The organism is Paraburkholderia kirstenboschensis (genome assembly GCF_032806925.1).
Lineage (GTDB): Bacteria > Pseudomonadota > Gammaproteobacteria > Burkholderiales > Burkholderiaceae > Paraburkholderia > Paraburkholderia kirstenboschensis.
In genome coordinates, this window is sequence record NZ_CP136512.1 from 466874 (window position 1) to 487237 (window position 20364).

Annotated in this window: 17 protein-coding genes and 2 pseudogenes; 12 read left to right on the top strand and 7 right to left on the bottom strand. The window is 60.9% G+C overall.

The features are described from left to right. Positions 1-20 precede the first annotated feature (20 nt). The 5 genes from hpaH to RW095_RS10825 all read left to right on the top strand — a co-directional run bounded on the left by hpaH (position 21) and on the right by RW095_RS10825 (position 3023). Positions 21-824 (top strand): 2-oxo-hept-4-ene-1,7-dioate hydratase, encoded by an 804-nt coding sequence (gene hpaH, locus RW095_RS10805; RefSeq protein ID WP_317019000.1) that lies wholly within the window; start codon positions 21-23, stop codon positions 822-824. Between the two features lie 8 nt (positions 825-832). Then, on the top strand, positions 833-1636 hold the full coding sequence (gene hpaI, locus RW095_RS10810; protein WP_317019001.1) for a 4-hydroxy-2-oxoheptanedioate aldolase: 804 nt from the start codon (positions 833-835) through the stop codon (positions 1634-1636). Between the two features lie 86 nt (positions 1637-1722). Beyond that, positions 1723-2058: an ArsR/SmtB family transcription factor gene (locus RW095_RS10815; protein WP_128585939.1), complete on the top strand. Its 336-nt coding sequence runs from the start codon at positions 1723-1725 to the stop codon at positions 2056-2058. Next, on the top strand, positions 2055-2582 hold the full coding sequence (locus RW095_RS10820; RefSeq protein ID WP_317019003.1) for an SRPBCC family protein: 528 nt from the start codon (positions 2055-2057) through the stop codon (positions 2580-2582). The genes RW095_RS10815 and RW095_RS10820 overlap by 4 nt, the downstream gene beginning before the upstream one ends. 24 nt (positions 2583-2606) lie before the next feature. Next, entirely contained in the window at positions 2607-3023 is a 417-nt protein-coding gene (locus RW095_RS10825) for a DUF1801 domain-containing protein (protein ID WP_317019004.1), read from the top strand. Between the two features lie 56 nt (positions 3024-3079). On the opposite strand, the gene RW095_RS10830 is transcribed toward RW095_RS10825, so the two are convergent. Beyond that, positions 3080-5230, bottom strand: a complete 2151-nt coding sequence (locus RW095_RS10830) for a tetratricopeptide repeat protein (protein ID WP_317019006.1) — start codon at positions 5228-5230, stop codon at positions 3080-3082. Between the two features lie 211 nt (positions 5231-5441). Here RW095_RS10830 and RW095_RS10835 point away from each other — a divergent pair, with 211 nt between their 5' ends. The 3 genes from RW095_RS10835 (at position 5442) to RW095_RS10845 (ending at position 9945) form a co-directional block, all read left to right on the top strand. Continuing rightward, complete coding sequence (locus tag RW095_RS10835; protein WP_317019007.1) at positions 5442-5843, top strand: DUF2946 domain-containing protein; 402 nt, start codon at positions 5442-5444, stop codon at positions 5841-5843. Positions 5844-5931: 88 nt separating this feature from the next. Then, positions 5932-8370 (top strand): TonB-dependent receptor, encoded by a 2439-nt coding sequence (locus RW095_RS10840; protein WP_317019008.1) that lies wholly within the window; start codon positions 5932-5934, stop codon positions 8368-8370. A gap of 57 nt (positions 8371-8427) precedes the next feature. Further along, entirely contained in the window at positions 8428-9945 is a 1518-nt protein-coding gene (locus tag RW095_RS10845; protein ID WP_317019009.1) for a PepSY-associated TM helix domain-containing protein, read from the top strand. Between the two features lie 43 nt (positions 9946-9988). On the opposite strand, the gene RW095_RS10850 is transcribed toward RW095_RS10845, so the two are convergent. From RW095_RS10850 to RW095_RS10865, 4 genes and pseudogenes are all read right to left on the bottom strand, one after another. After that, on the bottom strand, positions 9989-10321 hold the full coding sequence (locus RW095_RS10850; RefSeq protein WP_317019010.1) for a DUF2322 family protein: 333 nt from the start codon (positions 10319-10321) through the stop codon (positions 9989-9991). Positions 10322-10400: 79 nt separating this feature from the next. Then, positions 10401-12317, bottom strand: a pseudogene (locus RW095_RS10855) (SMP-30/gluconolactonase/LRE family protein). A gap of 81 nt (positions 12318-12398) precedes the next feature. After that, on the bottom strand, positions 12399-13040 hold the full coding sequence (locus RW095_RS10860) for a DsbA family oxidoreductase (RefSeq protein ID WP_317019012.1): 642 nt from the start codon (positions 13038-13040) through the stop codon (positions 12399-12401). 98 nt (positions 13041-13138) lie between these two features. Further along, a complete protein-coding gene (locus RW095_RS10865) occupies positions 13139-14137 on the bottom strand; it encodes an SDR family oxidoreductase (protein ID WP_317019013.1) in 999 nt (332 codons plus the stop codon). A gap of 172 nt (positions 14138-14309) precedes the next feature. Here RW095_RS10865 and RW095_RS10870 point away from each other — a divergent pair, with 172 nt between their 5' ends. The 3 genes from RW095_RS10870 to RW095_RS10880 all read left to right on the top strand — a co-directional run bounded on the left by RW095_RS10870 (position 14310) and on the right by RW095_RS10880 (position 17087). Then, positions 14310-16145, top strand: a complete 1836-nt coding sequence (locus RW095_RS10870) for a thiamine pyrophosphate-requiring protein (protein ID WP_317019014.1) — start codon at positions 14310-14312, stop codon at positions 16143-16145. Between the two features lie 148 nt (positions 16146-16293). After that, positions 16294-16878 carry a glutathione binding-like protein gene (locus RW095_RS10875; RefSeq protein WP_317019016.1) on the top strand — a complete coding sequence of 195 codons (585 nt, stop codon included), beginning with the start codon at positions 16294-16296 and terminating at the stop codon, positions 16876-16878. A 5-nt stretch (positions 16879-16883) separates the two neighbouring features. Then, positions 16884-17087, top strand: a complete 204-nt coding sequence (locus tag RW095_RS10880) for a hypothetical protein (RefSeq protein WP_317019017.1) — start codon at positions 16884-16886, stop codon at positions 17085-17087. A gap of 256 nt (positions 17088-17343) precedes the next feature. Here RW095_RS10880 and RW095_RS10885 read toward each other — a convergent pair. Next, positions 17344-17680: pseudogene (locus RW095_RS10885) on the bottom strand (Tar ligand binding domain-containing protein); the annotation flags it as partial. 290 nt (positions 17681-17970) lie between these two features. On the opposite strand from RW095_RS10885, the gene RW095_RS10890 reads away from it, so the two are divergent. Then, the gene (locus RW095_RS10890) at positions 17971-19644 is read left to right on the top strand and encodes an FAD-dependent oxidoreductase (RefSeq protein WP_317019019.1); all 1674 of its coding nucleotides are present in this window, start codon (positions 17971-17973) and stop codon (positions 19642-19644) included. 3 nt (positions 19645-19647) lie between these two features. Here RW095_RS10890 and RW095_RS10895 read toward each other — a convergent pair whose 3' ends face one another. Next, a complete protein-coding gene (locus RW095_RS10895; RefSeq protein ID WP_317019020.1) occupies positions 19648-20340 on the bottom strand; it encodes an OmpA family protein in 693 nt (230 codons plus the stop codon). Between the last annotated feature and the right edge of the window lie 24 nt (positions 20341-20364).

Here is a 20364-nt window from a genome sequence, read left to right on the forward strand (position 1 = left end):
GGCTCAATAGAGAACTCATCATGCTAGACCAACAAACCATTCGCGAGCTCGCCGCGCAACTCGACAACGCCGAGAAAACGCGCACGCAGTTGCGCCACTTTTCCGCGGCGTATCCGCAGATGACTGTCGAAGACGGTTACGCGATCCAGCGCGAATGGGTGAACCTCAAGCTCGCCGAAGGACACGTGATCAAGGGGCGCAAGATCGGCCTCACCTCGCGCGCTATGCAGCGTTCTTCGCAGATCGACGAGCCGGACTATGCGCCGCTGCTCGACAGCATGTTCATCGAAAACGGTCAGGACATCCGCGCAGACCGCTTCATCGCGCCGCGCGTCGAAGTCGAACTTGCGTTTGTGCTGAGCAGGCCTCTGAAAGGCCCAGGCGTCACGCTGTTCAATGTGCTCGATGCAACGGCTTATGTGACGCCCGCCGTCGAAATCATCGACGCGCGCATCGAGCAGTTTGACCGCGAAACGCGTGCCCCGCGCAAGGTCTACGACACCATCTCCGACTTCGCAGCCAATGCGGGCATCGTGCTGGGCGGGCGTCCGGTGCGTCCGCTCGATGTCGATCTTCGCTGGGTCGGCGCGTTGCTTTACAAAAACGGCGCCGTCGAAGAAAGCGGGCTCGCGGCGGCGGTGTTGAATCATCCGGCTACGGGCGTCGCGTGGCTCGCGAACAAGATCGCCCCATACGACGAAATGCTGAACGCGAACGACGTGATTCTGAGCGGTTCATTCACGAGCCCGATTCCCGCCAGAGCGGGCGACACTTTCCATGTCGATTATGGTCCGCTCGGCGGCATCGGGTTGAACTTCATTTGAACACGCACATGTCCCTGCCGCAAAACACATTCAAACGCGCACTGCATGAAGGTACGCCGCAATTCGGCTTGTGGGCGGCGTTGGCCGACGCCTACGTTACCGAGTTGCTCGCCACCGCCGGTTTCGACTGGCTGCTGATCGACAACGAGCACGCACCGAACGACCTGCGCAGCACGCTCGCGCAGTTGCAGGCGGTGGCGGCTTATGCGTCGCATCCGGTAGTACGTCCCGTGCGAAGCGATAGCGCATTGATCAAACAGTTGCTCGACATCGGCGCGCAGACGCTATTGCTGCCGATGATCGACACCGCCGACCAGGCGGCCGACGCGGTGGCGGCAACGCGCTATCCGCCGCAAGGCATTCGCGGCGTGGGCAGCGCATTGGCGCGCGCGTCGCGTTGGAACCGCATTCCCGACTACCTGAACCGGGCCGCAGACGAACTATGCGTACTGGTGCAGGTGGAGACCGTGGAAGGCATGAACAACCTGCCGGCGATTGCTGCGGTCGACGGTGTCGATGGCGTGTTTTTCGGACCAGCAGATCTGAGTGCGTCGATGGGCCTGCTCGGCAAACCCGGCGACGCCAGCGTGCGCGAAGCGATTCGCGGCGGCATCGAAAGCGTACGGCGTGCGGGCAAGGCAGCGGGCGTGCTGGCGCCGGATCGGGCGATCGCCGAAGAATATCTCGCGGCCGGCGCGACGTTTGTCGCTGTCGGCACGGATACGGCTTTGCTGAGCCGCGCGGCAGCAGATCTGGCGGCTTCGTATAAAAACGCTGCGGGATTGCACGTCACCGAGCGGGGCGGGTACTAAAGGCCGCGATCAAGGCCCGAAGGCAATGGCGTTTCCTCATGCCTCGCGGCTTGACATTTATATACTTCGTGAGGTATATACGCACCATGGACTCAACATTCGCCATCATCGCCGAGCCGAGCCGCCGCGCTATCCTCAGTCTGCTTGCATCTTCGGAGCAGTCCGTGGGCGATATCGAGGAGCAGCTCAAGCTCTCGCAGCCTTCTGTTTCAAAGCATTTGCGAGTGCTTCGAGACGCCGGCTTCGTGGAGTCGCGTGTCGACGCGCAGCGGCGTGTGTATCGGATCAAACCCGAGCCGCTCATGGAAATCGACGCCTGGCTCGCTCCGTTTCGCCGTTTCTGGTCGGTTCATCTCGACGCGCTCGAGCGTCATCTCGATCAGACCCATCCCGCACCGCCCCGCAAGGAGAAGAAGCGATGAGCAATCGCGAGTCTTACAGGCCCGGTCCCGCAGCCGGGGCCAAAGTTCAGAAAGACGGAGACCGGTGGACACTCGTCCTCGTGCGTGAGTTGCGCCATTCGCCGGATAAAGTGTGGCAAGCGCTGACGGATCCCGCCAGCCTGCGCGAATGGGCACCGTTCGACGCCGACCACAGCCTCGCCTCGGTCGGTCCAGTGAAGCTCTCCACGGTGGGTACGCCCACACCGCAAGTGTCCGAAACCCAGGTGACGCGCGCCGACCCGCCCAACCTGCTCGAGTATCGCTGGGGCGAAAACGATCTTCGCTGGCAGCTCGAAGCGCTCGGCGACGGCACGCGTCTCACGCTGTGGCACAACATCGATCGCAACTTCATATCGATGGGTGCGGCCGGCTGGCACATCTGCCTCGACGTGCTCGACCGTTTGCTTGCGGACGATCCCATTGGACGTATCGTCGCCGGCGAAGCAATGAAGTTCGAGTGGCCGCGCCTGAATGCCGAATACGCAAAGCAGCTCGGCCTTTGAACCGGCAAAGCCGAGGAGAACGATATGAACCGCTCCGCTTCCACAGAAACCCAGTCGGCCTCCGAACTGATCGACCAAAGAATCGCGGACCTCGGAGACTGGCGCGGGACTACCCTGAGCGCAATGCGCAAGCTCATCAAGGAGGCGGATCCAGATGTGCTGGAAGAGTGGAAGTGGATGGGCACGCCTGTGTGGTCGCATGATGGAATCATCTGCACGGGCGAGTCGTACAAGTCGGTCGTGAAACTGACGTTCGCAAAGGGAGCATCGTTAGAAGACCCGGCAAAGCTCTTCAACTCGAGTCTCGACGGAAACGTGCGGCGCGCAATCGACATCCATGAGGGGGAAGAACTCGACGCGGATGCGTTCAAGGCCCTCATTCGAGCCGCAATCGCGCTCAACACGTCCAGCAAAAAGCCAAGGCCGAAGCGGGCGAAGTAGCCCGCGGCTCGAAGCCGCATTGCCAGCGAGCAGTGGCCGGCTTGCGTTCGTACTGGCTAACTAAGCACGCCGAATCGCGCCACGCACGCCTGCGTCACTCTTTCGACGGCCACGGCCCACTCCTCCCCTCGCTCGCGGCGAAATAGCCGCAGCGTGTGCGGATACCACGGCGAATCGCTACGTTCGTGCATCCAGCGCCAGTCGACATCTTTTTCCGGCAGCATCACCCAGCACGGTTTGCCTAGCGACGCAGCGAGATGCGCGATCGACGTATCCACGCAAATCACCAGATCGAGTTGCCCGATGATCGCAGCGCTGTCGGCCAGATCGGTCACCATCGAGCCAACGTGAAGCAACGGCTGAGCGGCAGACGGGTTTCGCGCTTCGTCCTCGCCCTGCCCCTTTTGCAGACTCACGAAGCTCACGCCGGCCACGCTCCACAGCGGCGCAAGCGTCGCGAGCGACGGAATCGATCGGTTTGCGTCGTTATGATGCTTCGCGTTGCCCTTCCATACGAGGCCGATCCTGCGACCCGGCGGCAGCGCGTCGAGCACGGTCCGCCACCGTTCGACGAGCGACGGTTCCGCCGCGAGCCGAACCGGTCGCGGGATTGTGTCGACAGTCGTGCGCAGATGCAGAGGCGCACTCAGCAGACTCGTCCAGCAGTCGTAAGCGGACGCGCGCGCGGCGGCAGTGTCGTGGTCGAGCACGGCGTCAACGCCGTCTACGCGAGCCATCAGCCTATGCAGCGCAGGCGCGCAGGCGAACGCGATATGCGCTGCGCCCTGCGCCTTGAGCAAGGCAAAATAACGGCTGAATTGCAGCATATCGCCGAGACCGTCTTCCTGCCAGACGAGCAACGAACGCCCCGACAGCGCGTCGCCCTGCCACTGCGGGCAACTCAGTCTCTGAGCAGTGTGCCGATGCACGAAACCGGCTTGTTGATAGCGGCATTCGTATAGCCGCCACCCTTCCTCGAAGCGCCCCATGCCGAGCAGCAACGTGGCCAGCCCGAAGCGCGCGTCGCCGTAATCGCCGCGTAAGTCGAGCGCGCGACGATACGCACTCTCCGCTTCGGGCAAGCGCTTCAGCTGTGCGAGCGTAGCACCGAGGTTGTAATGCGCTTCCGCGAGATCGGGATGAACGCACAGAGCCTGCTCGAAGCACTCGACAGCTTCGGGCAAACGGTCGAGCAGGCGCAGCACGCAGCCGAGGTTGTTGTGCGCGGGCGCAATGCCGGGACGCAGGCGAACCGCTTCGCGGTAAGCGGCTGCGGCCTCGGTCAGACGTTCGAGCTTGAAGAGTGTAATGCCGAGGTTGTAGTAGGCCTCGGCGTAATCGGCACGAAGCGCGATTGCCTTGCGGTAGGCCGCCTCGGCCTCGGGCAGACGCTGAAGATCGGTCAACGTCGCACCGAGATTCACGTGGGCTTCCGCGTAATCGGGGCGCATTGTCAACGCAAGCCGGCACGCGAGTTCTGCCTCCATCAGGCGCCGCGCCGCCTTGAGCGCGCCCGCAAGATTATTCAATGCCTCTGGATATTGCGGCCTGATCGTTAGCGCCTCGCGATAAGCCGCGTCCGCTTGCGCGACGCGGCCAAGATCCATCAATACGTTGCCCAGGTTGTTGTGCGCTTCTGCATGCGCCGGCAATCGGACGAGCGTCTCGCGATAGGCCGCTTCGGCCTCGTGCGGGCGTTGCAGCGCGTGCAGCACGACGCCGTGGTTATAGTGCGCTTCTGCATGATCCGGGCGAAGCGCGAGCGCCCTGCGGTACGACACTTCCGCATCCTCGTGATAGCCCTGTGCATAAAGCACTGTGCCTAACTGATTGTGAGCATCCGCATGTCCGGGCTGCAGAACGATAAGTTGCCGGTAGATTGCCTTTGCCGCGGACAGACGTCCTCGCGCTTTCAGCAGCGCGCCCAGGCTTTCATATACCTCGGCGTAGCGGGGCATCATGCGCAAACATCGGCGCCAATAACGCTCGGCATCGTCGGGCTCACCGAGACGGCACGAAGAAGCGCCCGCAATGTTGAGCGCGTCGGCCATCGCATGAATCGTGGCGTCGTCCAGCACGCTTTCGTCGCGCTCGATCACCGGCATGACGGTCGATAATGCCGCGACAAATTCATCCGCGGAATAAAGCGCCATGGCCTGCTGGTTCAGTTCGGTGATAGAAGAGGCGAGCGTCTGCGTGAGAGTCATGAGTCGGGTTACGTTGCGGGTCTGGCGTTCGCGCACGGGATCGCCCATGTTGCGCGAAAGCGAACATGTACCACGCAGATTAAACGATGCGGAGCGATTGTAACGGCCCGAAATGAGCGGTTTTACACCGTTAATCCGCTGCTATAGCGGGATCACGCAGAAAAAAGCGGCGCGCAATGCTAGAATCGCCCGCGTTTCCTTGCTCATCGCCATGACTCCACGTTCCCGCAACCGCCTGACAGCCTTGCTTGGCCTCGTCGCCATGTGGCTCGTCGTGTTCGCGCCCGTCGTGAGTCAGGTGCTGGCGTCCAACCGCGCGCACGAGCCGATCGCCGCGTTATGCTCGGCGCTGCAAACGGTCCAGCCCGGCGCGGCGGTTCAAGCAGGCCATGCCGATGCAATGGCGGTCCATCTCAGCCACGACGACGCATTCGGCGCTTGCGGGTACTGCCATCTCCTGCAACATCACGTGGCAATGCCTACGGTTGCCGCAACGCATGCGCCCCTAGCCGTCGTGGTTGCGGGCAGTGCACCGCCTACTCTCTCCACCCGCTTCACACCACTCGGCGCGTTTCCTTCCGGACGCCCCAGAGCGCCGCCCGTCGTTTCCTGATTGTCGTTGTTCCTGGTCGCGTGACCGCATACGTCGCATCCGTCGACGGTGCGCGCGATCGTCCGTTCAATGGATCAAGGAAACTGTCATGTTCATCTTCGCATTGCGAAGGCTGTCCGCTCGCGTGCGCTTCGAGCGCGGCGCCGGCGCTCGCGCTGTCCGCGCCTATCGCGGTTTTACATTCGCGCGATTGCATCGCGCTTCATTTCCGTCGTATTTGCACGCATTGTTCCCGGCTACTTTGACGGGCTTGGCAGGGTTCGCGGCGTTGTCAGCGTCGCCTGCTCGCGCCGAGACAGTCAGCGCCGATACCACGCTGCCCACTGTGAGCGTGAGTGCGAATAACGCCGCCTACGAGAGCGCCGCGACGCGTGCGGTCGACCCAGATCTGCCCGCCACGGTCGAAACCGTTACGCGCGATCAATTCTCCAATTGGAATGTCGTCAACACCGAAGACGTGTTGAAGTACATGCCGAACCTCGCGGTCCGCAAGCGTTTTATCGGCGATCTGAATTCGATCATCGCGGTGCGCGGCACCAGCAACACACAGAGCGCGCGCGGTCTCGTCTATGCGGACGGCCTGCTGCTCAGCAATCTGCTCGGCAACAGCTATTCTTTTCCGCCACGCTGGTCGATGGTATCTCCCTACGAGATCCAGCAAGTCGACGTGATTTACGGCCCCTATTCCGCGCTATATCCGGGAAATTCGCTCGGCGCAACCGTGCTGATCAGCACGCGCACGCCGAAGAAATTCGAAGCCGAAGCCGACGTGAAAGCCTTCACTCAGCATTTCAATCTGTACGGCGTGAACCGCAACTTCAACGGCAGTGAAGCGAGTGCTTCGCTAGGCGACCGGATCGGCAAGTTCTCATATTCGTTAGGCGTGAACCATCTCGAGAACACGAGCCAGCCGCTGCAATTCGCAACGCTCGCCAAGTCGAGCACGCCTGCGCGAGCCGGCGACACGCCCGTGACGGGCGCCTACTTCTACAACAACCAGACCAATACGCCGACGGCCATACTGGGCATCAACGGCGAAGGCATTGAACACACGGTGCAAGACCAGTTCAAGCTGAAGATGCAGTATGACTTCACGCCGACACTGCAAGGCGGTTTCACGCTGGGCTATTGGCATCAAACGTATAACAGCCAGACGTCGAGCTTTCTGCGCGACGCAAACGGCAACCCGGTGTACAGCGGAAAGGTCGCCATTGACGGATACGAGTACACCGTTCCAGCAGCCGCGTTCGCCCCGAGCCTCGGACATAGCGAGAACTGGCTGTACGGCGTGTCGCTGAAAACGCGCAATGCGACGGGCTGGAATGGCGAGGCGATCGCATCGTATTACGACGTGGGCGATAGCGTCGCGCGTCTCGCAAATTCCGGAGCGCCCGGCAATGGCGCGGGCACCATCACTTTCGGCGACGGCACCGGCTGGAAAACGCTCGATCTGCGAACCACCTATACACCGGCGTCGACGCAGGCGGGGCTGGCCAATCACGCGCTGAGCTTCGGCTATCACTTCGACAATTACTTTCTCGACAACGAAAGCTATTCAACGCTCAACTGGCGCGATGGCTCAGCCGGTACGTTTGCCAATTCATTCGCCGGCAAGACGCAAACTCAGGCGCTCTACGCGCAAGATGCATGGCGCTTCCTGCCGCGCTGGAAATTCGTGTACGGCGTGCGTTACGAAGACTGGCATGCGTACGACGGATCGCAGGCCCTGCCCGGTACCGCGATTGCGCTGAGCGACGCGAATCAGCGCCACTTTTCGCCAAAGGCTTCGCTTTCGTTCGACGTGAGCGACGACCTGACGTTGCGCGCTTCGATTGGCCGCGCTTATCGCTTCCCGACTGTCAGCGAATTGTTCCAGGGGCAAATCAATGGCTCGTCAATCGTCAATAACAATCCGAATCTGCAACCGGAAGACGATCTCGCGAAAGAACTGACAGCCGAATGGGCGCACTGGAATGGCATCTTCCGCTTCTCGCTGTTTCAGGACGACGTGAAGAACACGATCTTCAGCCAGACGGACACGACCGTGATTCCAAGCGTGACGAACTTCCAGAACATCGGCAAGGTGCGTTCGCGAGGTATCGAAACAAGTTATGTGGGCGAGAACGTATTCATGCGTGGACTGGATCTGCTTGCGAGCGTCGCGTATACGCAGTCGAAGATCATTGCCAATGCGCAAAACCCCGTGAGCGTCGGCAAGTACTTTTATCGCATTCCACTGTGGCGCGCGAACATTGCAGCGACCTATCGCTTCGACGAGCGTGCGGCACTGACGCTTGCCGCACGCTATTCAGGCCGCCAATACAACACGCTCACTAACACCGACACGAACCCGGACGTATTCGGCGGCACGAGTTCATACACCGTGGCGGACGCGAAGTTCACGTTCAAGCCCACGAGGCTCAGCGAAGTGGGCATTGGCGTAGATAACATTTTCGATGCGCGCTATTTCGTCTATCACCCCTATCCGGGCCGCACCTTCTACGTGGAAGCGAAGCTGCGCATGTGACGCGTGGCGCCGTGCAAAGCCGGAAGAACCAGATCATTTTTGCTTCAGGAGGATTCCATGTCCACCACCGTTCAACATGACGCCGCATCGGGTCGGACGACCAACGGTAACCGCTATCGCACGCTGTGGCGATGGCATTTCTATGCCGGACTGTTCGTGATGCCGTTCCTCGTCGTACTAGCAATAACAGGCACGCTGTACTGCTTTCAACCCCAGATTGAACCGCTGCTTTATCCGCAGCTTCTTGTCGTCGAATCTCAAACCGCGCCGCGTATGCCAGCCGACGTGCTGCTTGCGCGAGCGCGGGCTGCGATGCCGACCGATGCCGCCGCCGTGACCACCGTTATCCCGGACACACCTGAGCGCAGCATGGAATTCATCTTCCGTCTCGCGGATGGAGAAAAGCAGAGCGTCTATCTGAATCCGTATAACGCAGAAGTACTCGGCAGGCTGAGCGTCGAGCATCGCTTCATGCAGATCGACCGCATGCTCCATCGCAAGCTGTTGCTGGGCAAGCCGGGCGAGTTGCTGATGGAACTCGCCGCATGCTGGACACTCGTGATGATCGGCACTGGCGTTGCGCTGTGGTGGCCACGTAGAGCGACCCGGGCACGCGATGCGCTGGTTCCGCGCCTCACGCTGAAAGGCCGCCCGCTGTGGAAAAGCGTTCACGCGGTTATGGGCATCTGGCTCGCACTCGGCGCGCTCGCATTCGTGTTGACGGGACTTCCGTGGTCCGGTTCATGGGGCAAGCAGTTCAAGGCACTCGCGAGCGCCGCCAATCTCGGCGCGCCGCCCGGCACCTGGGGCGGCTTGCCGTTGCGCTCCGTGCTGCCCGTCGCGGCGCGCGGCGAGGCAACGGCGAACGCAACGGAAACACAAGCTCACGCAACACACGCCGGGCACGACGCACAGGCCGCGCAGCATGACTCGATGCCCGGCATGGTAATGGACGACTTGCCGCTGCCGCAAACGCCGTGGGCGGTCGGCAATGTACCGGTGCCCGCTTCCGCCGATGAAAAGACAGCGCCCCCGCTGCCGCTCGGGCGCATCGTCTCGCAAGCGGCGGCGCTCGGCGTGACGAGCGGCTACAACATCGCGTTGCCCACCTCGGCAACGGGCGTGTACACCGTGTCGTACTTCCCAGCCGATCCGCAACAGGAACGCACCATCTATATCGACCAGTACAGCGGCACGGTGCTCAAGGACATTCGCTATGCGGATTACGGCGCGGTATCGAAAGCGGTTTCCTACGGCACGTCATTGCATATGGGCCGCTATTTCGGCGTTGCCAACCAGATCTTGTGCGCGACGATCTCGCTCGGTCTTGCGATGATGGCCGTGACCGGCTGTGTAATGTGGTGGAAGCGCAGGCCGCAGCGCTCGCTCGGAGCGCCTTCGCGAGAAAGAGCCGCACCGCCGATGCGCGGCTGGAAAACCGGCCTCGTCATGCTCGGCATGGTCTTTCCGTTGATGGGCGCCACGCTGATCGTGGTGTGGCTAGGCGATCTCGCACTATTCGGCCGTGCGTCGAGGCGCGAGCGAGTTACACCATATGAGTCGGCGGAACGGTAAGACTGTGCGCCTGAAAAGGTTTTCAAGCGCACCGTAAGCGGGTTCAGCCAGCCTGAATAACGTCGATGCGCAAAGCCGGCGCTCCCGCTGCAATCGCGAGAAGATGATCGACATTCGGATGAGCGCCGGGCCGCTTGCGCGCGTCGGCGGTATGTTCGCCGAATACCGCGAGACCATGCTCGGCCGCTTTGGCGTCGAGCGTGCCGAATGTCTGCTGCAAATAGTTGTACACCGCGAGCGAGCCCTGCTTGCCCGGCTTGTTCTCGATACTTGCCACCACCGTGCCTTGCGCGTCGATCAAATCGATGCGCGCGATACCTTCGATCGCGGGCATTTGCGCAAGGTTCTCCTTGAACACGTTACTCGGCTGAATCACTGAAACCACTCCTTTTAAGCAGGAAATTGCCACGAGGGCCGTATCTTATCCGATAGCCCTATTGCAACGGCGCGCCCGCTCACGGCGTCCAGCGGTAAACAATAATGCTCGACCCGTTGTAGTTGTCTTTTGTGATCACGTACTAACCGCTCGCCCGCACGAACGCGCGAAGACCGTACATCGAATCGACATCGTTGCCGACATCCACCGTACCGGGACTGTTGTTGATTAACGTAGTGTCGAGTTGGCCCGTGGTGAGATTGAACGCGTCGATGTTCGGCACCGTATGCACGTACCCGACGAAAAGATAATTGCCCGCTGCCGTAATCGACTTCGGATTGGCGCCTGTGAGTTTAATCACCGGCTGTGGCCGCGTGGTATTGCCCGCACTCCAGCCGTGATAAACCTCGATGCGCGATTGAATCGCTGTCCAGTCCCAACTGCCCGCAACACCTTGCGCAAGAATCATCGTGTCGCTCTCCGGCAGATAGATGATGCGCGTCAACGGCCGGATACTCAGCGGAATGGAGATCGTGATTGCCGGTCCCCACAACGGTTTGCCGTTTCCGTCGAAACCTGTGAGCGGGTAGTGATAGATATGATTGGTCCTGTCGAGACCCGCCCACACATCGCCACGGCTATCGATGCAAAAGCCCCCCGTCACCTTCACCGTGGTGTTGAACGCGGTCCCCGGAAGCGATCCGTCCGGTATCGCAATGTAGCCGCTCGCCGCGTTGAAATGATAGAAGTTGAAGGTATCGGGATTCTGACCCGACGCGACGAGTATTCGGTTTCCGCCCACGCTGACGAGTTGACCGAAGTGCTGCCCGCGTTGCGTGTCGTTTATATTCAGTCGCGGGTCCGACGGATACGTGAACGGATCGACGGTGTTCGCAACGAAGGCGCCGCCCGCGCTGCCCGTATAAATGTGCGCGCCGCTGTAAAACGCGGCGCCGTCTGTCGTGGGATCGGGCGCCGCGACTGCTTCGAAGTTCAGTGCCTGTAATTTCCATTTCAGATTGCCGGCGCTGTCGTATGCATGCAGATCCGTTGGGCCGTTGCGGCCGAGATCCCAGCCGCCGCCCCACGGATTGTTCAGCACATACAGATTGCCTGCCGCGTCTTTGCCAATGCCCGCCACACGAGTGAAGCGCTTGTCGCCAACCTGTCCTTTGATTCCCGTCGTCGTGTCCAGATAGCCGCCCTGAATGCCGAACGTGCCGGCCAATGTGGGCGTGCCCGCCACGTTGTAGATCTTGATGTTCATGTCGGGCCCTTCGTCGCCGATCATGAGTTGTCCCGTCGACAAATCGAAGTAGAGCGCCGACGGCCGCGATGCAGCGGGCATCTGGATCGTGTTCAAGGGCGCACCGCCCGCGCTGAATTCGGCTACGACGCCCGCACTTTTTCGCGCGACCCACAAATTGCCCGCACTATCGAGCGCGAGCGCGCCCGGACCAGATACGCTAATGTCCTGCTGCCAGACGCCGTCGGTCGTGTAGACGCGGACACGGTTACCGTAAAAGTCGCTGACATAAAGCAGCGTGCCTGCAGTGGCGAGCCCGGTGATGACATCGGCGTGAGGTATGCCGGTCCACACGCTGACGGGAATACGAAGCTCGAGCGCTTTCGTCGCACGGTTATAGCGCCCCACCGAGCCGCTGCCGAACGACCTGTTGTACTGCAACGCGGTAAAGATCGATGTCGCATTGCCTGTTATCGCGCTGCCCTGAAAGTCCGCGTGAGTGCCGATCGAGCCGATGCTCTGGCCATTCTGGTAAATCGCCACACCGCCCTCGTTCTCGTCCCACAACGACGACGTATAAATCACGCCCTCAGGCGCAACCCACATCGAGCGCGCGCCGTTGCCGACGTGCGCCGCGAGCGTGCCATAAGTATTGGCGAGCCAGTCGGTCGTGTATTGCGCATGACACACGCAGGCGAGCGCCATCAGCGCGAAGCCGAACAACGCGGCACCGATCCGTTTCGTGATCATCGACGATTGCCTCCAGCGGTACTTCGTTTGCGTCACAGCGTGCATGATTGCGCGCGGACGTTTCAATTCGAGAGTGCCGGATTACGCCTCGGCGAGAATCTGCTGGATAACCTGCTCGAACGTCTCGACAGGTTGGCCGCCGCTCACCAGGTAGCGGCGATTGAAGATGATCGCAGGTACCGACTGGATGCCATGCGATTGGAATTCCTGTTCTTCAGCGCGGACCTCGTCGGCGTAGTCGCCGTTTTGCAACACGTTGCGCGCCGCGTTGGCGTCCAGTCCCACCGTCTGGGCTGCTGCGACGAGCACGTCATGATTGCTCGGGTCGCGGCCCTCGGAATGATAGGCGCGCAGCAATTCAAGTTTGAGCGGCAACTGCTTGCCTTCAAGACCGGCCCAATGCAGCAGGCGGTGTGCATCGAAAGTGTTGTAGACATGCGTGCGCGGCCCGAAGTTAAAACCGACGCTTGCGCCGCGCTCGCGAATCATTGCTTGCGTCTGCGCAATCTGCTCGGGTGTGTGCCCATACTTCTTGCCCAGATAGTCGACGATCGCCTCGCCCTCGGGACTCATCTGCGGATTCAGTTCGAACGGATGCACGACGATCCGTGCATCAACGGCGTCTCCCAGGCGCGCCAACGCGAGTTGCAGCGAGGAAAGGCCGATGGCGCACCAGGGGCATGCGATATCGGAGACGAAATCAATTGTGAGCGGTTGGGACATGGCTTTCCTAGGGGCGATGGGGTAACAGGCGTATTGTTACCGATCCCGGCTACTCTCGCCTCCCAGCGCGGCAAGGAGGACCGCGGCGCAATTGCGCGCTATGCGCCGCGGGTCTTTCTGATCAGCAGACCGATGCCGCCTGCGATCCCGATACCGGCCAAAGCGCATAAAACGCCGCGGTGCCGAACCGCTAACATTTCCAGGCTCGCCGGTTTCGACTCGCTGTCAAAGCGTCCGTGGGCGCCATAGTCGCCGGACACTGGATCGAAGAGATTGCTGGGCGCGTCGGGGCTGAGCGGTTCATCGGTGAGTTGTCCCTCGTAGCCCGCCTTTGCCAGATATCTGTCGAGCAATCCCGGCGCGATGCGGTTTGCAAGAATCGCTTTGGCCGTCGGAAAGCCGACCCATACCTCGCGCCGTTTATGCGTTGCGGCGAAATAGATAGCCCGTGCAGCCACTTCCGGTTGGAAAATCGGCGCGACGGGTTTTGCTTTCCTACCCATCTTGTTGAGCGCCCAGTCGAACTGCGGCGTATTCAGAGCCGGTAGATCGACCATGGTCAAATGCACATTGAGCCGGTCGTGAATGATCTCGGAACGCAGCGCGTCGGTGAAGCCGCGGACCGCGAACTTTGCTCCACAATAGATCGACTGTAGCGGCACCGAGCGATACCCCAGCGCGGAACCCACGTTGACAATCGTGCCGCGATTGCGCATACGCATCCGCGATAGCGCGGCCATCGTGCCATGCACCTGGCCGAGATAGGTCACCTTGGTACCCCGCTCGAATTCCTGCGCGGTGAGCTTCGACACCGGCGCGAAGACGGTGGCCATTGCGACATTGACCCATACGTCGATAGGGCCAAGTTCCGCTTCCGTGCGCGTGGCGGCTTCTTCTACACGCTCCGCATCGGCGACATCGGTCGGAATGGCTAGTGCGCGGACACCATATGCGCGCTGGATCTCGTCGGCGGCGCGCGCGAGCCGCGCCGTGTCGCGCGAAAGCAATGCGACATCGTAGCCATGCCGCGCAAATTCCTCCGCAGCCGCGCGCCCAACTCCCGCACCCGCTCCGGTCACGACGACAACTTTATTCATGGCGAACCCCTTTGCACCGCGCGCGCATCGCATTTTTGCCCAGCGATGCAGCAAAAAGCGAGCCCACTTCATCCGGACGGCACCGTTAATTCTTTCTGCATGAAAGAACGCGGAACGCGCTTTGCAACCCTGTCTGGATCTACGTCAGGATTACTTTTGCGAGGAGCTGTCCATGTCCATCACCGTCGGCGACTTTATTATCGAGCGACTGCAGGCGTGGGGTGTGCGCCGGATTTTTGGCTACCCTGGCGACGGCATCAATGGCGTATTCGGTGCGTTGAATCGCGCACAAACGGAAGCCAAAAAGCATCGCAAGAACACGGATCAACCGGAACCGATCGAATTCATTCAGGTTCGTCATGAGGAAATGGCGGCCTTCATGGCATCGGCCCATGCGAAATTCACCGGTGAACTCGGAGTTTGCATCGCGACGTCCGGGCCCGGCGCATCGCACCTCGTCACGGGACTCTACGACGCCCGGATGGACCACATGCCCGTGCTGGCGATAACGGGCCAGCAGGCACGTTCAGCACTCGGCGGTCATTATCAGCAGGAGGTTGATCTCGTCTCGCTGTTCAAGGATGTCGCAGGGGCGTTCGTCCAGCAGGCCTCGGTGCCCGCGCAAGTGCGCCATCTCGTGGATCGCGCGATACGTACCGCACTTTCCGAGCGCATGGTGACCGCGCTCGTACTGCCCAACGACTTGCAGGACTTGCCTTACGAGCCGCCCGCGCGCAAGCATGGCACGTTGCATTCGGGCGTCGGCTATCGCGCGCCGCGTCTCGTTCCACAGGCGGAAGATCTTCAACAGGCCGCGGACGTACTCAACGCCGGCAAGAAAGTCGCGATACTCGTCGGCGCCGGCGCATTGCACGCAACCGATGAAGTCATCGCCGTCGCTGAAAAGCTCGGTGCGGGCGTCGCGAAGGCGCTGCTCGGCAAAGCCGCGCTGCCCGACGATCTGCCGTGGGTCACCGGATCGATCGGTCTGCTCGGCACCAAGCCGAGCTACGACCTCATGACCGAGTGCGATACGTTGCTGATGATCGGCTCGGGCTTTCCATACTCGGAGTTTCTGCCGAAGGAAGGCGCGGCGCGCGGTGTACAGATCGACCTGAAGGCCGACATGCTGAGTCTGCGTTATCCGATGGAAGTGAATCTTGTCGGCGATAGCGTGGAAACGCTGCGCGAGCTGCTCCCGTTGCTCGAACACAAGCAGGACCGCGCATGGCGCAAAACGATCGAAGGCTGGACTGCCGACTGGTGGAAGACGCTCGACAAGCGCGCGCACGAGCCAGGCAAGGACGCAGTCAATCCGCAACGCACCGTATGGGAACTGTCGCCACGCGTTCCGTCGAATGCCATTGTGACTAGCGATTCGGGCTCCTGCGCGAACTGGTATGCACGTGATCTCAAAGTGCAGCGCGGCATGATGTGCTCGCTGTCCGGAGGACTTGCGTCGATGGGCGCGGCCGTGCCCTATGCGATTGCCGCGAAATTCGCTTATCCCGAGCGCCCCGTGATCGCATTGGTCGGCGACGGCGCGATGCAAATGAACAACATGGCCGAACTCATCACCGTATCGAAGTACTGGAAAGGCTGGGCCGATCCGCGCTGGATCTGCATGGTGCTGAACAATCAGGACCTGAACCAGGTCACGTGGGAACAGCGCGTGATGGAAGGCGACCCGAAATTCGAGGCTTCACAGGACATTCCTTCCGTGCCATATCACAAGTTCGCGGAATTGATCGGCCTGAAAGGCATTTATGTCGACGACGCGGAGCAGATGGGCGCCGCCTGGGACATAGCGCTTGCCGCTGATCGTCCCGTCGTGATCGAGGTGAAGGCCGACCCGAACATTGCGCCGTTGCCGCCGCATATCACGCTGGCACAGGCCAAGGCATTTGCATCGACTTTGCTAAAGGGCGATCCGGACGAAGGCAACGTAATCGTGCAGACCGCCAAGCAGGTGCTTGGCGCAGTGCTGCCGGGTCACCACGACGAGTAAGCGTGCGGCGCTGGGGATTCATTACGTGCGGGCGGTAAATCGCATAGCCGACCCGCTGTGCGCTAAGAATTGAAAGTGTCATTTCGGAAGGCATGCCGAATGCTGCCCGAAAGAAATCGTCAACTACTCTTAGAAGGAGGGCCGCGTCGTGAAGCTCTATTACTCACCAGGCGCGTGCAGTCTGGCCGATCACATTGCCATGCACGAAGCAGGTATGGATTTCGACCGCGTGCGCGTCGACCTCAAAACGAAAACGACTGAGACGGGTCAAGATTTCAATGAAATCAACCCGAAGAGCTATGTGCCGACAGTCGAATTCGACGACGGTCAACGTCTTACAGAAAACGTCGCAATCCTCTCATGGGTCGCGCAACGCAAGCCGTCACTGTCACCGTCGGGCGAGTTAGGCGCGACACGTCTGGTGGAGATGCTGGCCTTTATTTCAACGGAATTGCACAAGCAATTCGGCCGCGTATTCAAACCCGCGTCGGATGAAGAAGCGAGCGCCGCGAGAGAGAAACTGGGCCAGCGTTTCCAGCTCGTTTCTACCATGCTGAAGGGCGACTATCTGTTCGGTGCAGATGCGAGCGTGGCGGACGCGTACCTGTTCACAATGCTTCTATGGGCCAAAAAAGTGAACATCGAGGTGCCGCAAAAACTCGCGGACTTCGCACAACGCATGCGGACGCGGCCCGCGGTACAACTCGCGTTGAAACACGAAGGGATCGAATAAGGCGCATGCCAGCGTTTGGGCGGCGAGCCCGCCCGTTTTTCGAGCTGACTGCGAAAACGCAGCCGTTGTCGATCGCCTATATCGTCACGCTGTTCGCGCTGATTCTGGTTTTCGAACTGCTGCCGTATTTCGAAGAACTATGGCGCGGCCTGCGCAGCCGCCGACGTGGTTTTGCAGCGGCGGATGCGAGCGGTCACAGCTCGCCGTAATATCTACTCGGCGTTCGAACCGTCAAACTGCACGATCTCGATCCAGTTGGCGCCCTTACCCACCGGATATTGCCCCAGCGTGCTCAACGCGCCGGTCTCCCGGTCGAAGGCGGAATGCCGACACGGCATCCGTCATCGACTGAGCCTGATGCTCGAGAGCGTTCGCGGCGGCCGCAGCCTCTTCGACGAGGGTTGCATTCTGTTGCGTCACCTGATCCATCTGGCTCACGGCTTTGCCGACCTGCTCGATGCCCGCCTGTCCCACGAATCTGGGCGCCGACGCGAAAGCACGCGTTTCGACGTCAGCGCGATCGAAGGTTCGCTGCGCGCTAGCGACCGCCGAATCGCGAGTGGCGAGATCGTCGCGCTCCTTCAGCGCCGCGTAAGCGCGAGTAAGGGCTGCCCGGGTACGAGTGCTGTCTTTATAGCCGTCGTTGGCGAGTATCTCCTGAGTGGCAATCTCCTGAAGCCGCTGCGCGTTTCTCGTTCGAGCGGCCAAGCGCGAAGACACCAACCACGCCGCCAAACGTGATCATCGCGGCAAACAGGACCAGTACTGCGAGTAAGCTGTTTTTCACTGTGAAATCGCGCATGCTTTTCGAACCCGTTCGTTGTCTGTTGCTCTTTGGTTATTAACGGCAAAAGATGCGTGAACTTGAAATGCGGCCGGCCCCGCGCGGCGCCGCAACGGCACCCCTGCTGCATGTGCGGCCTTGCCCTGTCCGGCCTGAGGCCGCGCTTTACTGGCGGACCGACTCTGGCGCACAATTCAGCCGAAACGGCTGTCCACCGCCATTTCCGTGCTGCCGATTATTCGCAGCCTCCTGCCAATCCGGCAGCGTAGCGACGTGCTGCACCGTGCGTCTTTCTAATCGGACACCTCATGAGCGACAAAACCTCTGGTAAGCGTGAAGATCTGCTGGCAGGCGGCAGCCGTCACCACCAGATCTTTCCCAGGCTGAACGACGCGCAGTTTGCGGTACTGGAACGATACGGCGAGCGGCGCAAGCTTACCGCCGGCGAGGTATTGTTCACCGAAGGTGATCGCCACATTCCGATGTTTGCGATTGTGTCAGGCACCATCGAAGCGACGCGCGGCAGCGGCGAGAACCTGCATGTTCTCGGTACTCACGGGCCCGGCAGCTTTACCGGCGAAGTCGGCACGCTTGCGGGGCGCGGTGCGGTGGCGTCTGCACGCGCAACGAGCGATTGCGAGGTCATCGTGATCGACGAGGAGTCGCTGCGCGCACTCGTGGTTGCCGAAGCGGAACTGAGCGAGACGATCATGCGCGCCTATATCCTGCGCCGCGTCGCGTACATTCAGGATCAAAACGGCGGCGTGGTCGTGATCGGCAGTTCCGGCTCTTTCCCGACACTCGTATTGCGGCACTTCCTGAGCCGCAACGCGCAACCGTCGGCATACTTCGACATTGCCGAGCATGAAGAGGCCAGAGTATTGCTCGAGCGCTATGGCGCGACCGACGAAGATCTGCCGGTACTCGTCACGTTGCAGGGCACCGTCCTGAAGCGACCGACGAATCGCGCCGTTGCGGACGCGATTGGCCTGAGCCCCGACGGATTGAATGGCGAGCGATTCGACGTGGTGGTGGTCGGCGCGGGACCCGCCGGTCTTGCGGCGGCCGTGTATGCGGCATCGGAAGGACTGCGGGTTGCGGTTCTAGACACCAAGGCGCCCGGTGGCCAGGCGGGCACCAGCTCGAAGATCGAGAATTACTTCGGCTTTCCGACCGGCATCTCCGGTCAGGCACTTGCGGGGCGCGGCCTGTCGCAATGCCGGAAGTTCGGTGCGGAAGTCGGCGTGCCGATCGAGGCACTCGGTATCGAGTGCGACAAAGGACAGCCGTTTCATATTCGCCTGAATTACGACGAGCATGTTTATGCCCGCGCCGTTGTGATCGCGACCGGCGCGCGTTATCGCAAGCCGGAGCTTGCACGCCTCGAGGATTTCCAGGGTCGCGGCGTCTATTACAGCGCGACGTTTATGGAAGCCGCGTTTTGCGGGAATGAAGAACTCGTGATTGTGGGCGGAGGCAATTCGGCAGGACAGGCAGCGGTCTTTCTCTCCGGATTCGCCCGCCACGTGCATATCGTGATTCGCGGCGAAGGACTCAACGCGAGCATGTGCAACTACCTGATCCGGCGGATCGAAGCGGCGCCGAACATCACGGTTCACGTGCGGACGCAGATCGTCGCGCTAAATGGTGAAGAACATCTCGAGTCCATTCAGTGGAACCAGCAGGGGCGAATCGAGGAAAAGGCTATCCGGCACGTGTTCCTGTTTCTCGGCGCGCAGCCAAGCACCGGCTGGCTTGGCGACTGCGTCGAACTGGACAAGAATGGCTTTGTGCTGACCGGTCCCGATGTCGCTCACAAGTGGACGTCGGAACGCCCCGCGCATTTCCTCGAAACCAGCAGGCCCGGCATTTTCGCAGTGGGCGACGTGCGCAGCGGTTCGGTGAAGAGAGTCGCGGCGGCCGTGGGGGAAGGCGCGGCCGCGATTCAGTCCCTACATCAGTACCTTGCACTCGACCCGTGACGTTCAATATTCGACGAGTATCGTCACGCGGCGATTCGCAGCATTGGCCGCCGCGTCGTTGCCGATAACCAGCGGAAAATTGTCGGCGCGGCCAATTGCGGCCATACGGTGCGCTTCAATGCCCTTGTCGGCGAAGAAGCGCACGACAGCCCCCGCACGAGCAGAAGACAGTTCCCAATTGGATTCGTATTTCGCCGTCGATATCGGCAAACTGTCCGTGTGCCCTTCAACCAGAACGTTGTTTCTTGCACGCTCGCGCAGTACCGTGGCGATCCGGTCCAGCACAGCGAACGATTCGGGTAAAAGGCGGGCATCGCCGGAGTTGAACAGTACTTTCGCGTTAATCGCAATTTCGACGCCTTGAGGCGTGTGCGAAATCGTGATCTGGCGGTTGTCCTGCAAAGGCTCAAGCAATGACAGAAGTTGCTTCTTTGCAGCTTCTTTTGCATCCGTTGCGGTAACGGGCGGCTGCACGTCGACAGCCTCCTTCACCGGGTGATGCTGCAGCGCTTTTATTTGCAGCTCGCTGTTTTTAGCGAGTTGCAAAACATACAGCGCAAGAAAGAGCACCATGAGCGTGGTGATCAGATCGGCGTATGAAAGCAGCCAGCGGTCCGACTGCTCGCCGCTATCGTGACCGTCGTGATGCCCTGTCTTGTTCGTCGGGAGACGCTTGCTGCCAGTGGATGTGCTCATACACGTGAGTCCGCCATGAATTGA

Excerpts from the sequence above, each read along its gene's own strand:
- hpaH (WP_317019000.1), top strand. The coding sequence starts at position 21 with ATGCTAGACCAACAAACCATTCGCGAGCTCGCCGCGCAACTCGACAAC.
- hpaI (WP_317019001.1), top strand. The coding sequence starts at position 833 with ATGTCCCTGCCGCAAAACACATTCAAACGCGCACTGCATGAAGGTACG.
- RW095_RS10815 (WP_128585939.1), top strand. The coding sequence starts at position 1,723 with ATGGACTCAACATTCGCCATCATCGCCGAGCCGAGCCGCCGCGCTATC.
- RW095_RS10820 (WP_317019003.1), top strand. The coding sequence starts at position 2,055 with ATGAGCAATCGCGAGTCTTACAGGCCCGGTCCCGCAGCCGGGGCCAAA.
- RW095_RS10825 (WP_317019004.1), top strand. The coding sequence starts at position 2,607 with ATGAACCGCTCCGCTTCCACAGAAACCCAGTCGGCCTCCGAACTGATC.
- RW095_RS10830 (WP_317019006.1), bottom strand. The coding sequence starts at position 5,230 with ATGACTCTCACGCAGACGCTCGCCTCTTCTATCACCGAACTGAACCAG.
- RW095_RS10835 (WP_317019007.1), top strand. The coding sequence starts at position 5,442 with ATGACTCCACGTTCCCGCAACCGCCTGACAGCCTTGCTTGGCCTCGTC.
- RW095_RS10840 (WP_317019008.1), top strand. The coding sequence starts at position 5,932 with ATGTTCATCTTCGCATTGCGAAGGCTGTCCGCTCGCGTGCGCTTCGAG.
- RW095_RS10845 (WP_317019009.1), top strand. The coding sequence starts at position 8,428 with ATGTCCACCACCGTTCAACATGACGCCGCATCGGGTCGGACGACCAAC.
- RW095_RS10860 (WP_317019012.1), bottom strand. The coding sequence starts at position 13,040 with ATGTCCCAACCGCTCACAATTGATTTCGTCTCCGATATCGCATGCCCC.
- RW095_RS10865 (WP_317019013.1), bottom strand. The coding sequence starts at position 14,137 with ATGAATAAAGTTGTCGTCGTGACCGGAGCGGGTGCGGGAGTTGGGCGC.
- RW095_RS10870 (WP_317019014.1), top strand. The coding sequence starts at position 14,310 with ATGTCCATCACCGTCGGCGACTTTATTATCGAGCGACTGCAGGCGTGG.
- RW095_RS10880 (WP_317019017.1), top strand. The coding sequence starts at position 16,884 with ATGCCAGCGTTTGGGCGGCGAGCCCGCCCGTTTTTCGAGCTGACTGCG.
- RW095_RS10890 (WP_317019019.1), top strand. The coding sequence starts at position 17,971 with ATGAGCGACAAAACCTCTGGTAAGCGTGAAGATCTGCTGGCAGGCGGC.
- RW095_RS10895 (WP_317019020.1), bottom strand. The coding sequence starts at position 20,340 with ATGAGCACATCCACTGGCAGCAAGCGTCTCCCGACGAACAAGACAGGG.